Raw genomic sequence first — 20,062 nt, 5'->3', positions numbered from 1 at the left:
GGTTGCCGGCCCTTCTTGCGTTTAACGTCCGACGGCGGGCCGCCGGGCCTGTTGTTGCGGGGCGGCAGGTGTGCGGTCCGGACAGGTGACGCACCGCACACAAGCCCGGTGTCCTTGTTTTGGCCGGGGGGAGGTGTGGTTGGGTGCTGGTTTCGGTGTGGTGGCGGGGTTTTTGGGGGTGTGGGGTGGGGTGTGGGGGTGGATTTGTGTGGGGTGCTGGTGGCGTGTATTGTTGTTCGAGTCGCCGCCGCTGATGCGGAAAGATAGCGACCGACCCCCTTCTGAACGGCCTGCAATATGGTGCGGTTTTTACGCGCTGATTATTGGGTGGGGATCCTGCTTGTGGAGTTGTGAGTCGCGGAAACGTTGATTTGCTTAGGTTCCCGGGTTCGGGTAAGTTAGATAAGTTGCTCCGGAGCGATCCACGGCTGAGGTTGTGGTGGTGCCGGGTGTGTCTGTTGTTTGAGAACTCAATAGTGTGCCAAGTTTGTTGATACCAATTTATTGTATTGAATTGGTTGAATTGACCGGGTTGTCCACCCCGTGGATGGTCTGGTTTTTACAGCTGGTTTCAAATTTTGTGCATTGTGTGCATCCCGTTTTCCCGGGGGCGCATGGTGTGTCTGTTTTACTTCAACGGAGAGTTTGATCCTGGCTCAGGATGAACGCTGGCGGCGTGCTTAACACATGCAAGTCGAACGATGATCCCAGCTTGCTGGGGGATTAGTGGCGAACGGGTGAGTAACACGTGAGTAACCTGCCCTTAACTCTGGGATAAGCCTGGGAAACTGGGTCTAATACCGGATATGACTCCTCATCGCATGGTGGGGGGTGGAAAGCTTTATTGTGGTTTTGGATGGACTCGCGGCCTATCAGCTTGTTGGTGAGGTAATGGCTCACCAAGGCGACGACGGGTAGCCGGCCTGAGAGGGTGACCGGCCACACTGGGACTGAGACACGGCCCAGACTCCTACGGGAGGCAGCAGTGGGGAATATTGCACAATGGGCGAAAGCCTGATGCAGCGACGCCGCGTGAGGGATGACGGCCTTCGGGTTGTAAACCTCTTTCAGTAGGGAAGAAGCGAAAGTGACGGTACCTGCAGAAGAAGCGCCGGCTAACTACGTGCCAGCAGCCGCGGTAATACGTAGGGCGCAAGCGTTATCCGGAATTATTGGGCGTAAAGAGCTCGTAGGCGGTTTGTCGCGTCTGCCGTGAAAGTCCGGGGCTCAACTCCGGATCTGCGGTGGGTACGGGCAGACTAGAGTGATGTAGGGGAGACTGGAATTCCTGGTGTAGCGGTGAAATGCGCAGATATCAGGAGGAACACCGATGGCGAAGGCAGGTCTCTGGGCATTAACTGACGCTGAGGAGCGAAAGCATGGGGAGCGAACAGGATTAGATACCCTGGTAGTCCATGCCGTAAACGTTGGGCACTAGGTGTGGGGGACATTCCACGTTTTCCGCGCCGTAGCTAACGCATTAAGTGCCCCGCCTGGGGAGTACGGCCGCAAGGCTAAAACTCAAAGGAATTGACGGGGGCCCGCACAAGCGGCGGAGCATGCGGATTAATTCGATGCAACGCGAAGAACCTTACCAAGGCTTGACATGAACCGGAAACACCTGGAAACAGGTGCCCCGCTTGCGGTCGGTTTACAGGTGGTGCATGGTTGTCGTCAGCTCGTGTCGTGAGATGTTGGGTTAAGTCCCGCAACGAGCGCAACCCTCGTTCTATGTTGCCAGCGCGTTATGGCGGGGACTCATAGGAGACTGCCGGGGTCAACTCGGAGGAAGGTGGGGACGACGTCAAATCATCATGCCCCTTATGTCTTGGGCTTCACGCATGCTACAATGGCCGGTACAAAGGGTTGCGATACTGTGAGGTGGAGCTAATCCCAAAAAGCCGGTCTCAGTTCGGATTGGGGTCTGCAACTCGACCCCATGAAGTCGGAGTCGCTAGTAATCGCAGATCAGCAACGCTGCGGTGAATACGTTCCCGGGCCTTGTACACACCGCCCGTCAAGTCACGAAAGTTGGTAACACCCGAAGCCGGTGGCCTAACCCCTTGTGGGAGGGAGCTGTCGAAGGTGGGACTGGCGATTGGGACTAAGTCGTAACAAGGTAGCCGTACCGGAAGGTGCGGCTGGATCACCTCCTTTCTAAGGAGCACCTACAACCACCTTGCCTCATGCATTTGAGTGTGGAGGGGTTGTCAGGAGTATATGCCCGTTGCGCAGACGCTAGTTCTGCGGCGGGTGCTCACGGGTGGAATATCAACAAATAGGTGCCTGGCGGCACATGCCGGCGGCAAGTACGGACCCTGCGTCCTCCTTTGGGAGTGCGGTGGTCCTGGAACGCGGCCGGAATGATTCGCTGGGTAGTGTTTGGCACACTGTTGGGTCCTGAGACAACAGGACCATGGTCTGTGCTTCGCCCTTTGGGGTGGGGTGCGGGGTGTGGGACTTGTGTTTCTGGTTTCCTGGCTGCACCGAGCGCGCACGTGAGTGTGTGGGGTGTGTGGTACGGGGTTGTTGTTTGAGAACTACATAGTGGACGCGAGCATCTTTTATAAGAAGCAATTTCCAAGAATATGAACCTGGATCTGGCCCGGGCGCCCTTTGGGGTGTGTGGGTTGGTTTTCGTGGTTCTCTCGAAAATTAGCGTTTTTGATCTTTTGTGGTCAAGTTTTTAAGAGCACACGGTGGATGCCTTGGCATTAGGAGCCGAAGAAGGACGTAGGAATCTGCGATAAGCCTGGGGGAGTCGATAACCGGACTGTGATCCCAGGGTGTCCGAATGGGGAAACCCCGCCAGGGGCGCGAGTTACCTGGTGACCCGCATCTGAACACATAGGGTGCGTGGAGGGAACGCGGGGAAGTGAAACATCTCAGTACCCGCAGGAAGAGAAAACAATAGTGATTCCGTCAGTAGTGGCGAGCGAACGCGGATCAGGCTAAACCGTTCCATGTGTGATAGCCGGCGGGCGTTGCATGGTCGGGGTTGTGGGACTTCCCATTCTGTCTCTGCCGGGGCAGTGGGGTGAGTAGTACAGGCATAGGTGAACGGTCTTGAAAGGCCGGCCAGAGAGGGTGTGAGCCCCGTAACCGAAATGTTGTGTACCGCCCGGTGAAGTATCCCAAGTAGCACGGGGCCCGAGAAATCCCGTGCGAATCTGTCAGGACCACCTGATAAGCCTAAATACTCCCTAATGACCGATAGCGGACCAGTACCGTGAGGGAAAGGTGAAAAGTACCCCGGGAGGGGAGTGAAACAGTACCTGAAACCGTGTGCTTACAATCCGTCGGAGCAACCTTGTAGTTGTGACGGCGTGCCTTTTGAAGAATGAGCCTGCGAGTTAGTGTTACGTCGCGAGGTTAACCCGTGTGGGGAAGCCGTAGCGAAAGCGAGTCTGAATAGGGCGTTGCAGTGGCGTGATCTAGACCCGAAGCGAAGTGATCTACCCATGGCCAGGTTGAAGCGACGGTAAGACGTCGTGGAGGACCGAACCCACTTCAGTTGAAAATGGAGGGGATGAGCTGTGGGTAGGGGTGAAAGGCCAATCAAACTTCGTGATAGCTGGTTCTCCCCGAAATGCATTTAGGTGCAGCGTTGCGTGTTTCTTACCGGAGGTAGAGCTACTGGATGGCTAATGGGCCCTACAAGGTTACTGACGTCAGCCAAACTCCGAATGCCGGTAAGTGAGAGCGCAGCAGTGAGACTGTGGGGGATAAGCTTCATAGTCGAGAGGGAAACAGCCCAGACCACCAACTAAGGCCCCTAAGCGTGTGCTAAGTGGGAAAGGATGTGGAGTTGCGAAGACAACCAGGAGGTTGGCTTAGAAGCAGCCATCCTTAAAAGAGTGCGTAATAGCTCACTGGTCAAGTGATTCCGCGCCGACAATGTAGCGGGGCTCAAGTACACCGCCGAAGTTGTGGATTTCAGATATTAGCTAAGCCGCCCCCTTGCGGGGTTGGTTCAGGCGTCTGGAGTGGTAGGGGAGCGTCGTGTGGGCAGTGAAGTCGCGGTGTAAACCAGCGGTGGAGCCTACACGAGTGAGAATGCAGGCATGAGTAGCGAAAGACGGGTGAGAAACCCGTCCGCCGAATGATCAAGGGTTCCAGGGTCAAGCTAATCTGCCCTGGGTAAGTCGGGACCTAAGGCGAGGCCGACAGGCGTAGTCGATGGACAACGGGTTGATATTCCCGTACCGGCGAAAAACCGCCCATGCTGAACAGGGGATACTAACCGCCCGAAACCTGCCCGATCGCCCTTGTGGCGACCCGGGTTTTGGTGGAGCGCGGGACCTGATCCTGGGAGGCAAGCGTATTAACAGGTGTGACGCAGGAAGGTAGCCGAGCCGGGCGATGGTTGTCCCGGTCTAAGGATGTAGGGCGAACGGTAGGCAAATCCGCCGTTCATGATGCCTGAGACCCGATGGGACCCCCGTATGGGGGGATTCGGTGATCCTATGCTGCCGAGAAAAGCATCGACGCGAGGTTTTAGCCGCCCGTACCCCAAACCGACACAGGTGATCAGGTAGAGAATACTAAGGCGATCGAGAGAATTATGGTTAAGGAACTCGGCAAAATGCCCCCGTAACTTCGGGAGAAGGGGGGCCCCCATCGTGATGGACACTTGCTGTCCGGAGCGTGCAGGGGCCGCAGAGACCAGGGGGAAGCGACTGTTTACTAAAAACACAGGTCCGTGCGAAGTCGCAAGACGATGTATACGGACTGACTCCTGCCCGGTGCTGGAAGGTTAAGAGGACCGGTTAGCCGCAAGGCGAAGCTGAGAATTTAAGCCCCAGTAAACGGCGGTGGTAACTATAACCATCCTAAGGTAGCGAAATTCCTTGTCGGGTAAGTTCCGACCTGCACGAATGGAGTAACGACTTCCCCGCTGTCTCAACCATAAACTCGGCGAAATTGCAGTACGAGTAAAGATGCTCGTTACGCGCAGCAGGACGGAAAGACCCCGAGACCTTTACTATAGTTTGGTATTGGTGTTCGGAGTGGCTTGTGTAGGATAGGTGGGAGACGTTGAAGCCCGGACGCCAGTTCGGGTGGAGTCATCGTTGAAATACCACTCTGGTCACTTTGGACATCTAACTTCGGCCCGTAATCCGGGTCAGGGACAGTGCCTGATGGGTAGTTTAACTGGGGCGGTTGCCTCCTAAAAAGTAACGGAGGCGCCCAAAGGTTCCCTCAGCCTGGTTGGCAATCAGGTGTCGAGTGTAAGTGCACAAGGGAGCTTGACTGTGAGAGAGACATCTCGAGCAGGGACGAAAGTCGGGACTAGTGATCCGGCGGTACATTGTGGAATGGCCGTCGCTCAACGGATAAAAGGTACCTCGGGGATAACAGGCTGATCTTGCCCAAGAGTCCATATCGACGGCATGGTTTGGCACCTCGATGTCGGCTCGTCGCATCCTGGGGCTGGAGTAGGTCCCAAGGGTTGGGCTGTTCGCCCATTAAAGCGGTACGCGAGCTGGGTTTAGAACGTCGTGAGACAGTTCGGTCCCTATCCGCTGCGCGCGCAGGAAATTTGAGAAGGGCTGTCCTTAGTACGAGAGGACCGGGACGGACGAACCTCTGGTGTGTCAGTTGTACTGCCAAGTGCACCGCTGATTAGCTACGTTCGGATGGGATAACCGCTGAAAGCATCTAAGCGGGAAGCTCGCTTCGAGATGAGATTTCCATACACCTTGTGTGTGAGAGGCCCCCAGCCAGACCACTGGGTTGATAGGCCGGATGTGGAAGCGAGGACTAAAGACTCGTGAAGCTGACCGGTACTAATAGGCCGATAACTTACACCACACACCACCTGGGTAAACCAAACCTTCAAAAGAGGTTTACCCGCCAAGGGTGGTAAAAAGAAACAAGACTGCTTGCGTCCACTATGTGGTTCCCAACCAACAAACCCGTTGCTTGAGAACCGACAACAAAATAACAACACCACAACTGCACCCAAAAAGTGCAGGAAGTATGTTGTAACCACAAGATTTCCCACCACCACCCCCAGGGGCGGAACGGTACGGGAGCAAGGGTTACGGCGGTCATAGCGTGGGGGAAACGCCCGGTCCCATTCCGAACCCGGAAGCTAAGACCCACAGCGCCGATGGTACTGCACCCGGGAGGGTGTGGGAGAGTAGGTCACCGCCGGAACATCATTACACGGTCGAGAGCCCCAACCACCAGGTTGGGGCTCTCCCGCATTTAACCCCCACACCACAAAACGGCGCCGCTCAGCGGGGGAATTTCCTGCCGTGGATCCAGGCCAGGAGCTCGAGGGCGAGCCCGCCGGCAACCGCGGCCACGAGCGCTGCCCGCAACAAATCCGCCGGCGGCCAGGTCAAATGGAAGAACTCCTGGGCCAGCGGCAGGTTGAGCAGGATGACGAGGCTGGCGCACATCGCCAGCACCACCGCCAACTTCTTCGCGTCGAGCGGGCGGGAGACCACCGTGAGGATCCACAACCCGACCACAGACAGGGTCAGGACCGAGGCGGACTGCAGCGACTCCGGTCCGGACGCGGCAGCTCCGCCGGAAGCCGCGTACAGGTTCAGGCCCAGCAGTGCACCCGTGACGATGAGCCCGGCGGGGATGGCGAAGGACAGGGACCGCCGCAGGAACCCCGGCCGGTAGCGGCGGGTATTGGCCATCAGCGCCAGGAAGAAGGAGGGAATGCCGATCGTCAGGCCGTCCGTGAAGGATAGCTGGCGCGGCAGGAAGGGAAACTGCAGGTTGAGAAGTCCGAAGCTCACTGCGATCGCGATCGAGTACGCAGTCTTGCTGAGGAACAGCCTGGACACCCGCTCAATGTTGGCAATCACGCGGCGGCCCTCGGCCACCACCCCGGGCAGCCGGTCAAAGCGTCCGTCCAGCAGGACCAGCCGGGCCACGGCCTTCGTGGCCGGTGCGGCCGAGTTCATGGCTATTCCAAGGTCCGCCTCCTTCAGCGCCAGGACGTCATTGACGCCGTCGCCGGTCATAGCGACCGTGTGCCCCCGGCGCTGAAGTGCTGCCACCATGTCCTTCTTCTGGTGCGGACCCACCCGGCCGAAGACCGTATGGTCGCCCATGACCTCTTCAAGCAGCAGGGGGTCCGCCGGGAGTTTCCGGGCATCGTACCCGTCCCCGATATCCAGGCCCACGCTGCGTGCAATCGCCGCGACGGTCCGGGGGTCGTCTCCCGAGATGATCTTCAGCTCGACGCCCTGATCACGGAAGTAGTCGAGCGTTTGCCGGGCATCGGGGCGGATCTGTTCCCGGAACGTCAGCACAACCACGGGATTCACATCTGCCGGCAGTGTTGGGTCCTTAACGGTGATGGTCTTGCCGTCCGCGAAGGCGAGCACGACCGTCCGCAGTCCGGAGGCGGCGAGCCGGCCGGCCCTGTCCAGGACGGCGACCGCGGCCGGACCCGTTTCAGCGCCGCCAGGCCTGGCCCCGAGCACTACTTCAGGTGCGCCGAGGATCCAAGAACCCTGCTGTGGACCTCCGCCGTCGAACGTCACGGAACTCCACTTCCGGGCGGAAGAGAACGGAACCGACGAGATTGCCGGGCTGCCGCCGTCGTGCTCAAAATCCGACTCAAGGCAACGCGACGTGGCGTTTGCCTCGGGATCCGCGGCGAACCACCCCAACGCGTGCTCCCAACCGGGCTTGGCCGGTTCGGACAGCTCATGCACACCGTCAAAGATGATTTGTCCTTCGGTGAGTGTCCCGGTTTTGTCCAGGCAGAGGACATCCACGCGGGCCAGACCCTCGACCGCGGCCAGCTCCTGGATGAGAACCTTGTTCCCGGCCAGCCGGACCCCACCCACAGCGAAAGCCACGCTTGAGAGCAGGACCAGCCCCAGCGGGACCATGGCGATGACGCTTGCAATCACTCCCACCATGGCGGATGTCCAGGTGCCGCTCGTGATGGCCTGCTCCCAGCCGCCCCTCGACTGCATCTCACCGTTGGCAACGATCAGGGCGACCGGCAGCAGCGCCCAAGTGAGCCAGCGCAGGATCCGGTTGAGGCTGTTGCGGATCTCCGAGTTCACCAACGAGAACCGTTTCGCGTCAGCGGCGAGCTTGCTCGAAAAGGATTCAGCGCCCACCCGGACCACTCGGGCGGTGCCCCGGCCGGCGACAATGATCGAACCGGAGAGCACCTCAGTCCCCGCTTCCTTATCCACGGGATCCGACTCCCCGGTGAGGAGGGATTCATCGGATTCCAGTCCTCCGCTCTCAAGGACGGAGGCATCGGCCGTGACCTGGTCGCCGGCCCGCAGAACCAGGACATCGTCAAGCACGACGTCGGCGGTCGGGATCTCCTGCACGGACCCGTCACGCAGAACCCGGGCAAGCGGGGCCTCGAGGACGGCGAGGCGGTCCAGGGAGCGCTTGGCGCGGTACTCCTGCACGACGCCGATGACGGCGTTGCCGATGGCTGCCAGGCCAAAGAGCGCGTCCTGCCAGCTGCCCAGCAGGAGCAGGAAGATAAAGCTCGTGCCCACGATCGCGTTGAACAGAGTCAAGACGTTGGCGCGGACGATCTCCCAGAGGCTGCGGCTGGTTGCGTCCGGCACGCGGTTGTCCAGGCCGCTGCTCATCCGGGAAGCGACGTCGCCACGGGACAGACCGCCGGCGGCAGGTCCGGACACACGCCGATGGAGCAGCTCTGGTCTATGACGCCGGTGTTCTGCCATCACCTCCTGATGGTAACGGGAGGCGCTCCGGAATGCAGGTGATGCAGCCCACAGGGTTGACTTTCCGGGTTTCGCGGGCGCAGGGGCTCCCCTGGGCCCTTGGTTTCGGTGTGGTGGCGGGGTTTTTGGGGGTGTGGGGTGGGGTGTGGGGGTGGATTTGTGTGGGGTCGGTGTCGCGTGTATTGTTGTTCGAGTCGCCGCCGCTGATGCGGAAAGATAGCGACCGACCCCCTTCTGAACGGCCTGGAATATGGTGCGGTTTTTACGCGCTGATTATTGGGTGGGGATCCTGCTTGTGGAGTTGTGAGTCGCGGAAACGTTGATTTGCTTAGGTTCCCGGGTTCGGGTAAGTTAGATAAGTTGCTCCGGATCGATCCACGGCTGAGGTTGTGGTGGTGCCGGGTGTGTCTGTTGTTTGAGAACTCAATAGTGTGCCAAGTTTGTTGATACCAATTTATTGTATTGAATTGGTTGAATTGACCGGGTTGTCCACCCCGTGGATGGTCTGGTTTTTACAGCTGGTTTCAAATTTTGTGCATTGTGTGCATCCCGTTTTCCCGGGGGCGCATGGTGTGTCTGTTTTACTTCAACGGAGAGTTTGATCCTGGCTCAGGATGAACGCTGGCGGCGTGCTTAACACATGCAAGTCGAACGATGATCCCAGCTTGCTGGGGGATTAGTGGCGAACGGGTGAGTAACACGTGAGTAACCTGCCCTTAACTCTGGGATAAGCCTGGGAAACTGGGTCTAATACCGGATATGACTCCTCATCGCATGGTGGGGGGTGGAAAGCTTTATTGTGGTTTTGGATGGACTCGCGGCCTATCAGCTTGTTGGTGAGGTAATGGCTCACCAAGGCGACGACGGGTAGCCGGCCTGAGAGGGTGACCGGCCACACTGGGACTGAGACACGGCCCAGACTCCTACGGGAGGCAGCAGTGGGGAATATTGCACAATGGGCGAAAGCCTGATGCAGCGACGCCGCGTGAGGGATGACGGCCTTCGGGTTGTAAACCTCTTTCAGTAGGGAAGAAGCGAAAGTGACGGTACCTGCAGAAGAAGCGCCGGCTAACTACGTGCCAGCAGCCGCGGTAATACGTAGGGCGCAAGCGTTATCCGGAATTATTGGGCGTAAAGAGCTCGTAGGCGGTTTGTCGCGTCTGCCGTGAAAGTCCGGGGCTCAACTCCGGATCTGCGGTGGGTACGGGCAGACTAGAGTGATGTAGGGGAGACTGGAATTCCTGGTGTAGCGGTGAAATGCGCAGATATCAGGAGGAACACCGATGGCGAAGGCAGGTCTCTGGGCATTAACTGACGCTGAGGAGCGAAAGCATGGGGAGCGAACAGGATTAGATACCCTGGTAGTCCATGCCGTAAACGTTGGGCACTAGGTGTGGGGGACATTCCACGTTTTCCGCGCCGTAGCTAACGCATTAAGTGCCCCGCCTGGGGAGTACGGCCGCAAGGCTAAAACTCAAAGGAATTGACGGGGGCCCGCACAAGCGGCGGAGCATGCGGATTAATTCGATGCAACGCGAAGAACCTTACCAAGGCTTGACATGAACCGGAAACACCTGGAAACAGGTGCCCCGCTTGCGGTCGGTTTACAGGTGGTGCATGGTTGTCGTCAGCTCGTGTCGTGAGATGTTGGGTTAAGTCCCGCAACGAGCGCAACCCTCGTTCTATGTTGCCAGCGCGTTATGGCGGGGACTCATAGGAGACTGCCGGGGTCAACTCGGAGGAAGGTGGGGACGACGTCAAATCATCATGCCCCTTATGTCTTGGGCTTCACGCATGCTACAATGGCCGGTACAAAGGGTTGCGATACTGTGAGGTGGAGCTAATCCCAAAAAGCCGGTCTCAGTTCGGATTGGGGTCTGCAACTCGACCCCATGAAGTCGGAGTCGCTAGTAATCGCAGATCAGCAACGCTGCGGTGAATACGTTCCCGGGCCTTGTACACACCGCCCGTCAAGTCACGAAAGTTGGTAACACCCGAAGCCGGTGGCCTAACCCCTTGTGGGAGGGAGCTGTCGAAGGTGGGACTGGCGATTGGGACTAAGTCGTAACAAGGTAGCCGTACCGGAAGGTGCGGCTGGATCACCTCCTTTCTAAGGAGCACCTACAACCACCTTGCCTCATGCATTTGAGTGTGGAGGGGTTGTCAGGAGTATATGCCCGTTGCGCAGACGCTAGTTCTGCGGCGGGTGCTCACGGGTGGAATATCAACAAATAGGTGCCTGGCGGCACATGCCGGCGGCAAGTACGGACCCTGCGTCCTCCTTTGGGAGTGCGGTGGTCCTGGAACGCGGCCGGAATGATTCGCTGGGTAGTGTTTGGCACACTGTTGGGTCCTGAGACAACAGGACCATGGTCTGTGCTTCGCCCTTTGGGGTGGGGTGCGGGGTGTGGGACTTGTGTTTCTGGTTTCCTGGCTGCACCGAGCGCGCACGTGAGTGTGTGGGGTGTGTGGTACGGGGTTGTTGTTTGAGAACTACATAGTGGACGCGAGCATCTTTTATAAGAAGCAATTTCCAAGAATATGAACCTGGATCTGGCCCGGGCGCCCTTTGGGGTGTGTGGGTTGGTTTTCGTGGTTCTCTCGAAAATTAGCGTTTTTGATCTTTTGTGGTCAAGTTTTTAAGAGCACACGGTGGATGCCTTGGCATTAGGAGCCGAAGAAGGACGTAGGAATCTGCGATAAGCCTGGGGGAGTCGATAACCGGACTGTGATCCCAGGGTGTCCGAATGGGGAAACCCCGCCAGGGGCGCGAGTTACCTGGTGACCCGCATCTGAACACATAGGGTGCGTGGAGGGAACGCGGGGAAGTGAAACATCTCAGTACCCGCAGGAAGAGAAAACAATAGTGATTCCGTCAGTAGTGGCGAGCGAACGCGGATCAGGCTAAACCGTTCCATGTGTGATAGCCGGCGGGCGTTGCATGGTCGGGGTTGTGGGACTTCCCATTCTGTCTCTGCCGGGGCAGTGGGGTGAGTAGTACAGGCATAGGTGAACGGTCTTGAAAGGCCGGCCAGAGAGGGTGTGAGCCCCGTAACCGAAATGTTGTGTACCGCCCGGTGAAGTATCCCAAGTAGCACGGGGCCCGAGAAATCCCGTGCGAATCTGTCAGGACCACCTGATAAGCCTAAATACTCCCTAATGACCGATAGCGGACCAGTACCGTGAGGGAAAGGTGAAAAGTACCCCGGGAGGGGAGTGAAACAGTACCTGAAACCGTGTGCTTACAATCCGTCGGAGCAACCTTGTAGTTGTGACGGCGTGCCTTTTGAAGAATGAGCCTGCGAGTTAGTGTTACGTCGCGAGGTTAACCCGTGTGGGGAAGCCGTAGCGAAAGCGAGTCTGAATAGGGCGTTGCAGTGGCGTGATCTAGACCCGAAGCGAAGTGATCTACCCATGGCCAGGTTGAAGCGACGGTAAGACGTCGTGGAGGACCGAACCCACTTCAGTTGAAAATGGAGGGGATGAGCTGTGGGTAGGGGTGAAAGGCCAATCAAACTTCGTGATAGCTGGTTCTCCCCGAAATGCATTTAGGTGCAGCGTTGCGTGTTTCTTACCGGAGGTAGAGCTACTGGATGGCTAATGGGCCCTACAAGGTTACTGACGTCAGCCAAACTCCGAATGCCGGTAAGTGAGAGCGCAGCAGTGAGACTGTGGGGGATAAGCTTCATAGTCGAGAGGGAAACAGCCCAGACCACCAACTAAGGCCCCTAAGCGTGTGCTAAGTGGGAAAGGATGTGGAGTTGCGAAGACAACCAGGAGGTTGGCTTAGAAGCAGCCATCCTTAAAAGAGTGCGTAATAGCTCACTGGTCAAGTGATTCCGCGCCGACAATGTAGCGGGGCTCAAGTACACCGCCGAAGTTGTGGATTTCAGATATTAGCTAAGCCGCCCCCTTGCGGGGTTGGTTCAGGCGTCTGGAGTGGTAGGGGAGCGTCGTGTGGGCAGTGAAGTCGCGGTGTAAACCAGCGGTGGAGCCTACACGAGTGAGAATGCAGGCATGAGTAGCGAAAGACGGGTGAGAAACCCGTCCGCCGAATGATCAAGGGTTCCAGGGTCAAGCTAATCTGCCCTGGGTAAGTCGGGACCTAAGGCGAGGCCGACAGGCGTAGTCGATGGACAACGGGTTGATATTCCCGTACCGGCGAAAAACCGCCCATGCTGAACAGGGGATACTAACCGCCCGAAACCTGCCCGATCGCCCTTGTGGCGACCCGGGTTTTGGTGGAGCGCGGGACCTGATCCTGGGAGGCAAGCGTATTAACAGGTGTGACGCAGGAAGGTAGCCGAGCCGGGCGATGGTTGTCCCGGTCTAAGGATGTAGGGCGAACGGTAGGCAAATCCGCCGTTCATGATGCCTGAGACCCGATGGGACCCCCGTAGGGGGGGATTCGGTGATCCTATGCTGCCGAGAAAAGCATCGACGCGAGGTTTTAGCCGCCCGTACCCCAAACCGACACAGGTGATCAGGTAGAGAATACTAAGGCGATCGAGAGAATTATGGTTAAGGAACTCGGCAAAATGCCCCCGTAACTTCGGGAGAAGGGGGGCCCCCATCGTGATGGACACTTGCTGTCCGGAGCGTGCAGGGGCCGCAGAGACCAGGGGGAAGCGACTGTTTACTAAAAACACAGGTCCGTGCGAAGTCGCAAGACGATGTATACGGACTGACTCCTGCCCGGTGCTGGAAGGTTAAGAGGACCGGTTAGCCGCAAGGCGAAGCTGAGAATTTAAGCCCCAGTAAACGGCGGTGGTAACTATAACCATCCTAAGGTAGCGAAATTCCTTGTCGGGTAAGTTCCGACCTGCACGAATGGAGTAACGACTTCCCCGCTGTCTCAACCATAAACTCGGCGAAATTGCAGTACGAGTAAAGATGCTCGTTACGCGCAGCAGGACGGAAAGACCCCGAGACCTTTACTATAGTTTGGTATTGGTGTTCGGAGTGGCTTGTGTAGGATAGGTGGGAGACGTTGAAGCCCGGACGCCAGTTCGGGTGGAGTCATCGTTGAAATACCACTCTGGTCACTTTGGACATCTAACTTCGGCCCGTAATCCGGGTCAGGGACAGTGCCTGATGGGTAGTTTAACTGGGGCGGTTGCCTCCTAAAAAGTAACGGAGGCGCCCAAAGGTTCCCTCAGCCTGGTTGGCAATCAGGTGTCGAGTGTAAGTGCACAAGGGAGCTTGACTGTGAGAGAGACATCTCGAGCAGGGACGAAAGTCGGGACTAGTGATCCGGCGGTACATTGTGGAATGGCCGTCGCTCAACGGATAAAAGGTACCTCGGGGATAACAGGCTGATCTTGCCCAAGAGTCCATATCGACGGCATGGTTTGGCACCTCGATGTCGGCTCGTCGCATCCTGGGGCTGGAGTAGGTCCCAAGGGTTGGGCTGTTCGCCCATTAAAGCGGTACGCGAGCTGGGTTTAGAACGTCGTGAGACAGTTCGGTCCCTATCCGCTGCGCGCGCAGGAAATTTGAGAAGGGCTGTCCTTAGTACGAGAGGACCGGGACGGACGAACCTCTGGTGTGTCAGTTGTACTGCCAAGTGCACCGCTGATTAGCTACGTTCGGATGGGATAACCGCTGAAAGCATCTAAGCGGGAAGCTCGCTTCGAGATGAGATTTCCATACACCTTGTGTGTGAGAGGCCCCCAGCCAGACCACTGGGTTGATAGGCCGGATGTGGAAGCGAGGACTAAAGACTCGTGAAGCTGACCGGTACTAATAGGCCGATAACTTACACCACACACCACCTGGGTAAACCAAACCTTCAAAAGAGGTTTACCCGCCAAGGGTGGTAAAAAGAAACAAGACTGCTTGCGTCCACTATGTGGTTCCCAACCAACAAACCCGTTGCTTGAGAACCGACAACAAAATAACAACACCACAACTGCACCCAAAAAGTGCAGGAAGTATGTTGTAACCACAAGATTTCCCACCACCACCCCCAGGGGCGGAACGGTACGGGAGCAAGGGTTACGGCGGTCATAGCGTGGGGGAAACGCCCGGTCCCATTCCGAACCCGGAAGCTAAGACCCACAGCGCCGATGGTACTGCACCCGGGAGGGTGTGGGAGAGTAGGTCACCGCCGGAACATCATTACACGGTCGAGAGCCCCAACCACCAGGTTGGGGCTCTCCCGCATTTAACCACCACCACACAACAAGGCACCCCAGGCCACGGCCGGCCGGCACAGCCAGGTCGTCCGTCTCTTCCTGGCTGCCACGGCACCCGCAGCACCTCCTGCCACAGCCCACTGCCACCGCCGGCACCCCCACTGCTGGTTGCCGCAGCCGAACTACACGTGACAGGCCCGCAGTGGCCGGATGCCGCCGTCGTCGGCCCTTCCGGGAGGAGCGCCGGAGCGTTGCCCCGGAAGGCGCCGGATCTGCGGGAACATCGGGCGGGCCGTGCCGGAGCTGACGAGCTTCCGCTGATGGCGAAATAATGCCTCGAAAGGCGCCGATTCGCGGGTTTTTCCTCAAAAAAGGCCGAAAACACGCGGAATTTGCCACCTCGGCGGCGGCAAGCTGGTAAGTTTTCGGACAGTGGCTTGTGCGCATGCCGTGTGCAGGCTCCAGAAATCATGACCGTCCAGGAGGACATAAATGGCTAAGAACCGTAGTGAACTTGTTGCAGAGGTAGCAGGCAAGGCCGGCACCAGCCAGGCAGCCGTCAACTCCGTGCTGGATGCACTGTTCGAGGTCTTCGAGACCTCTGTCGCCGCGGGCGAAAAGATCACCATCCCGGGCTGGCTCGCAGTTGAGCGCACCGACCGTGCAGCTCGCACCGGCCGCAACCCGCAGACCGGCGAGACCATTCAGATCGCCGCGGGCCACAGCGTCAAGCTGACCGCCGGCTCCAAGCTGAAGGCTGCGGTCTCCAAGAAGAAGTAGTCTTCTTGAATGCTTGAAAGGAGCGGCGACCCACTGGGTCGCCGCTCCTTTTTCGTTAAGCGCGGCTCCCGGCAACGGCGCCAGGGCGTTCGCGGGCGGCTCCCGATTCGGTGAGCAGGCCGGGCGTGGCGGACAATGGACTTGTGCCTTCCGCAGCAAATCCCCGTGCCACAGCAACCACTCCCACCCCCACCGGGGGAGGGAGGGGCCCTGCCGCGGGTTCCGCCGGAATCTCCCGGCCGTGGCTGTTCGCAGGGCTGGCCGCCTTGTTCCTGGGACTTGTTGCCGCCCTGCTGTTCTCGGGCGCAGCAGCAGCCCGGGAGGTCTCCGACCCGGGCGCGCTGGTCCGCTGGGGTCTTCCGGTCAGCAAAGCCGTCCACAACGTCGCACTGGCCACCGTGATCGGCGGGCTCATCTTCGCCGTCGGAATCCTTCCCCGCTCGCTGACCGGCTCGCGGTCCAAGGCCAAGGACGCCCCGGAGCATCCGGCCTTCACCCGCGCTCTGGCAGTCGCAGCCGCGGCCGGCGCCGTCTGGACGCTGTCAGCGATTGCCGTCCTGGTGCTGAGCTATTCGGACATCGCCGGGCAGGGCATCTCCGGGGACCCGGAATTCACCCGTTCCCTGGTCTACTTCATGACCGACATCGAGACCGGCCGCGCCTGGCTGTCCGTCGTCATCATCGCCGCCGTCGTCACCACCGCGCTCTTCGGTGTCCGCTCCGCGGGCGGCCTCGCGGCAACGCTGGTGCTCGCACTCATCGGGTTGGTCCCCTCGGCGCTGATCGGCCACTCCGCCAGCTCCGCCGACCACGAAGGCGCCATCAACTCGCTCGGTCTGCACCTGGTGGGCGTATCGGCCTGGGTCGGCGGCATCATCGTGCTCGCGCTGCTCTCCGGCCTGCTGGGAGCCGCTGCCTCCGGCTCGAAGACCGGCGGCCGGCCGGATATCACCGAACCGACGCTGCGGCGCTTTTCTGCCCTGGCCGGCTTCGCCTTCATCCTCGTCTTCGCCTCCGGCGTGATCAATTCCACCATCCGCCTCACCTCCTGGGCCGACCTCCTCGGCTCGACGTACGGGCAGCTGATCCTGGCGAAGGCGGCGGCGACCCTGGTCCTCGGCGGCATCGGCCTAATGCACCGGCGCTGGGTCATACCGCAGCTGGCCAGCCAAACCGGCGGACTGTCCGCCCGCCGCGTGCTCTGGCAGCTCGTCGCCGTCGAACTGCTCGTGATGGGAGCGACGTCGGGCGTCGCCGTCGCGCTCGGCCGCTCGGCACCGCCGCAGGGTGAGTCCCTGGCCCCCGACGCCACCCCGGCCTTCATCATCTCCGGCTACGAGCTGCCGCCGGAGCTGACCCCGGAGCGCTGGCTGACCGAATGGCGCCCCGACTGGCTGTGGGTCGCCGTCGCGGTCTTTGGCCTGGTGGCCTACATCCTCGGCATGCGGAAAGTTCTCCGGCGCGGGGACTCCTGGTCCTGGTTCCGGGCCGTCAACTGGGTGATCGGGCTCGGGGTCCTGACGTACGTGACGTCCGGCCCGCCCGCGGTCTACGGCCGGGTGCTGTTCTCGGCGCACATGGTGGACCACATGGCCCTGACCATGGTGGCCCCCATCTTCCTCGTCCTCGGTGCACCCGTGACCCTGGCCCTGCGCGCGCTCTCACCGCGGCGGGACAGCTCCCGCGGCCCCCGGGAGTGGCTGCTGATCTTCATCCACTCGAAGTTCTCCCAGCTCGTCACGCACCCGCTGTTCGCCGCAGCCAACTTCGCGGGCTCGATCGTGCTGTTCTACTACTCGGACGCGTTCGGGTATGCGATGCGGGACCACGTGGGCCATGAGCTGATGAACCTGCACTTCGCCCTGACGGGCTACATCTTCGTACTGACCATGATCGGCACCGACCCGCTGCCCCGCCGGGCTCCGTACCCCATGCGGCTGCTGCTCCTGCTGGCCACGATGGGCTTCCACGCCTTCTTCGGGGTCGCGATCATGGGCGGCACCGGGCTGCTGGCCGCGGACTACTTCGGCAACCTCGGCCGGACCTGGGGCGAATCGGCACTGCTGGACCAACAGCTGGGCGGCGCGGTGGCCTGGGGCATCGGCGAAGTGCCCACACTGCTGGTGGCGATTGGCGTCGCCGTCCAGTGGTCCCGTTCCGATGCGCGCGAATCCAAACGCACAGACCGGGCGGCGGACAGGAATAACGACGCCGATCTCACCGCTTACAACGATATGTTTGCCAAGCTGGCCGAGCGCGATGCCCGGCTGGCCGAACGCAGCTCAAAGCTGGAAGGACGCTCATGACCGAAACCGTACGCACCCACCTCCGGGTCCGGGCCTCCGAGCTGGTGGGCCGCAACTGGCTCAACACCGGCGGCAAGTCCCTGGACCTGGAATCCCTGCGCGGCAAGATCGTGCTGCTGGACTTCTGGACCTTCTGCTGCATCAACTGCCTGCACGTGCTGGATGAGCTCCGCCCGCTCGAGCAGCAGTACTCCGACGTGCTTGTCACGGTCGGGGTGCACTCACCCAAGTTCGAGCACGAGGCTGATCCGGTGGCGCTGGCCGCCGCCGTCGAACGCTACGAGATCCGCCACCCGGTCCTGGACGATCCCGAGCTGGACACCTGGAAGGCCTACACGGCGCGGGCCTGGCCCACGTTGGTGGTCATCGATCCCGAGGGCTACATCGTGGCGCACCTCTCCGGCGAAGGCCACGCCGACGGCCTCGCCGTGCTCATCCCGGAGCTGATCGCCGAGCACGAAGCCAAGGGCACCCTGCACCGCGGCGACGGGCCGTATGTGGCGCCGGAGCCGACGTCGGGCACCCTGCGGTTCCCCGGCAAGGCGCTGTTCCTTCCGGAAGGCCGCGGCGTCGGAAGCGCGTCGGAAGCCGGCTCCTGGCTGGTCACCGACACCGGGCACCACCGCCTCGTGGAGCTTTCCACCGACTTCCAGACCGTGCTGGCCACCTACGGCTCCGGTGACAAGGGCCATGCCGACGGCAACGCCGCCACAGCGCGCTTCAACGAACCCCAGGGCCTGGTGCTGCTGCCGGTTGACGTCGCCGCGGAGACCGGCTACGACGTCGTGATAGCGGACTCCGTGAACCACCGGCTCCGCGGACTGTCCCTCGCGGGCGGTACCGTCAGCACCCTGGCCGGCAACGGCGTGCAGCGGCTACTCGAGACGGGACCGGCCCGGGTGGACGAGGAAGGCGCCGCCTACGGCTCCCGACTGGAGGCGGACCCGCTGCGGGTTTCCCTCAGCTCGCCCTGGGACGTGGTCTGGTCCACCAAGCTGAACGCCGTCGTGGTGGCGATGGCCGGCGTGCACCAGATCTTCAGTTTCGACCCGCGCTCCGGCGCCGTGTCCATCATCGCCGGCAACGGCCTCGAGGGCCTGCTGGACGGCCCGGCCGAGGAAGCCTGGTTTGCCCAGTCTTCCGGCCTCGCCGAGGACGCCGACGGCAACATCTGGGTAGCGGACTCCGAGACTTCGGCGCTGCGCAAACTCGTGATCGGCGACGGCGGGACGGTCACCGTCGAATCGGCCGTCGGCAAGGGCCTGTTCGACTTCGGCTTCCGCGATGGTCCCGCCGCTGAGGCGCGGCTGCAGCACCCGCTGGGTGTGACGGTACTCCCGGACGGATCGGTGGCGATCGCGGACACTTACAACGGCGCCGTCCGCCGCTACGACCCGTCCTCCGGCACGGTCTCCACGCTGGCGCGCGGCCTGTCCGAGCCCTCCGATGTGATCGTGGACCACACCCAAGTGGCCGGCGCGGAGCCGCTCCTGGTGGTGGTCGAGGCGAACAAGCACCAGCTGGTCTACGTGCCAATCCCCAAGGAAGCGCAGCAGGTGGACGAGGGCGCGGCCCAGACCCACCGGCCCAAGAGCCCCGTGGCCCCCGGACCGCTGGAGCTGGCCGTCCGCTTCACCGCGCCGACCGGCCAGAAACTCGACGACCGCTGGGGCGACCCGACCCAGCTGAAGATCTCCTCCACCCCGCCGGAGCTGCTCGTGTCCGGCGGCGGGACGTCCGTGGGACTGCTCCGCACCCTGGAGCTGTCCTCCGAGGTTTCCGAGGGCGTGCTGCACATTACCGCCCGCGCGGCGGCCTGCGACGGTCCCGAGGACGCGGACGGCGAAATCCCGGACCACGCGGCCTGCCACCTGTACCAGCAGGACTGGGGCATTCCGGTGCTGCTGACGGCCGACGGCGACACCGAGCTGGTGCTGGACCTGCGCGGAATGGACTGACCTCCGCCGCAGTGGCCCGGTTTTGGCTGCTGTCCGTGACCTTGGTGTCACGGACAGCAGCCTTTTGGCTTTAATGGGGCCCAGGACCGCGGAACCCCGGGGTTTCGACGCCGTGGCGGCCGCAAAAGGCTGCTACCGGTGACGTGAAGATGTCCACATAGGGGGTTCCGGGGGATGCCGGCGCC

The 20,062-nt window shown here is 60.6% G+C and carries 4 protein-coding genes and 6 rRNA genes; 9 read left to right on the top strand and 1 reads right to left on the bottom strand.

The window, feature by feature from the left end; genetic code table 11:
• Positions 1-633 precede the first annotated feature (633 nt).
• The 3 genes from LDO13_RS17125 to rrf (LDO13_RS17115) all read left to right on the top strand — a co-directional run bounded on the left by LDO13_RS17125 (position 634) and on the right by rrf (LDO13_RS17115) (position 6,162).
• Positions 634-2,157 (top strand): 16S ribosomal RNA (locus LDO13_RS17125).
• A 519-nt stretch (positions 2,158-2,676) separates the two neighbouring features.
• A 23S ribosomal RNA gene (locus LDO13_RS17120) occupies positions 2,677-5,814 on the top strand.
• Positions 5,815-6,045: 231 nt separating this feature from the next.
• Positions 6,046-6,162 (top strand): 5S ribosomal RNA (rrf, locus tag LDO13_RS17115).
• Together the 16S, 23S and 5S rRNA genes form the textbook arrangement of a ribosomal RNA operon.
• 80 nt (positions 6,163-6,242) lie before the next feature.
• Here rrf (LDO13_RS17115) and LDO13_RS17110 read toward each other — a convergent pair.
• Positions 6,243-8,651 carry an HAD-IC family P-type ATPase gene (locus LDO13_RS17110; protein WP_224047866.1) on the bottom strand — a complete coding sequence of 803 codons (2,409 nt, stop codon included), beginning with the start codon at positions 8,649-8,651 and terminating at the stop codon, positions 6,243-6,245.
• A 631-nt stretch (positions 8,652-9,282) separates the two neighbouring features.
• On the opposite strand from LDO13_RS17110, the gene LDO13_RS17105 reads away from it, so the two are divergent.
• The 6 genes from LDO13_RS17105 to LDO13_RS17080 all read left to right on the top strand — a co-directional run bounded on the left by LDO13_RS17105 (position 9,283) and on the right by LDO13_RS17080 (position 19,877).
• Positions 9,283-10,806 (top strand): 16S ribosomal RNA (locus LDO13_RS17105).
• A 519-nt stretch (positions 10,807-11,325) separates the two neighbouring features.
• Positions 11,326-14,463: ribosomal RNA gene (locus LDO13_RS17100) — 23S ribosomal RNA — on the top strand.
• A 231-nt stretch (positions 14,464-14,694) separates the two neighbouring features.
• Positions 14,695-14,811 (top strand): 5S ribosomal RNA (gene rrf, locus LDO13_RS17095).
• 514 nt (positions 14,812-15,325) lie between these two features.
• A complete protein-coding gene (locus LDO13_RS17090) occupies positions 15,326-15,613 on the top strand; it encodes an HU family DNA-binding protein (protein ID WP_024367639.1) in 288 nt (95 codons plus the stop codon).
• 230 nt (positions 15,614-15,843) lie between these two features.
• Positions 15,844-17,919 (top strand): cytochrome c oxidase assembly protein, encoded by a 2,076-nt coding sequence (locus tag LDO13_RS17085; RefSeq protein WP_224049823.1) that lies wholly within the window; start codon positions 15,844-15,846, stop codon positions 17,917-17,919.
• Positions 17,916-19,877, top strand: coding sequence for an NHL domain-containing thioredoxin family protein (locus LDO13_RS17080; RefSeq protein ID WP_224047865.1), 1,962 nt, complete (start codon positions 17,916-17,918; stop codon positions 19,875-19,877). Before LDO13_RS17085 ends, LDO13_RS17080 begins: the two co-directional genes overlap by 4 nt.
• Positions 19,878-20,062 lie beyond the last annotated feature (185 nt).

This window comes from Arthrobacter sp. NicSoilB4, from assembly GCF_019977335.1.
Lineage (GTDB): Bacteria > Actinomycetota > Actinomycetes > Actinomycetales > Micrococcaceae > Arthrobacter.
The sequence above is the reverse complement of the archived record's forward strand: the minus strand, read 5'-3'. Positions and strand labels throughout refer to the sequence as shown.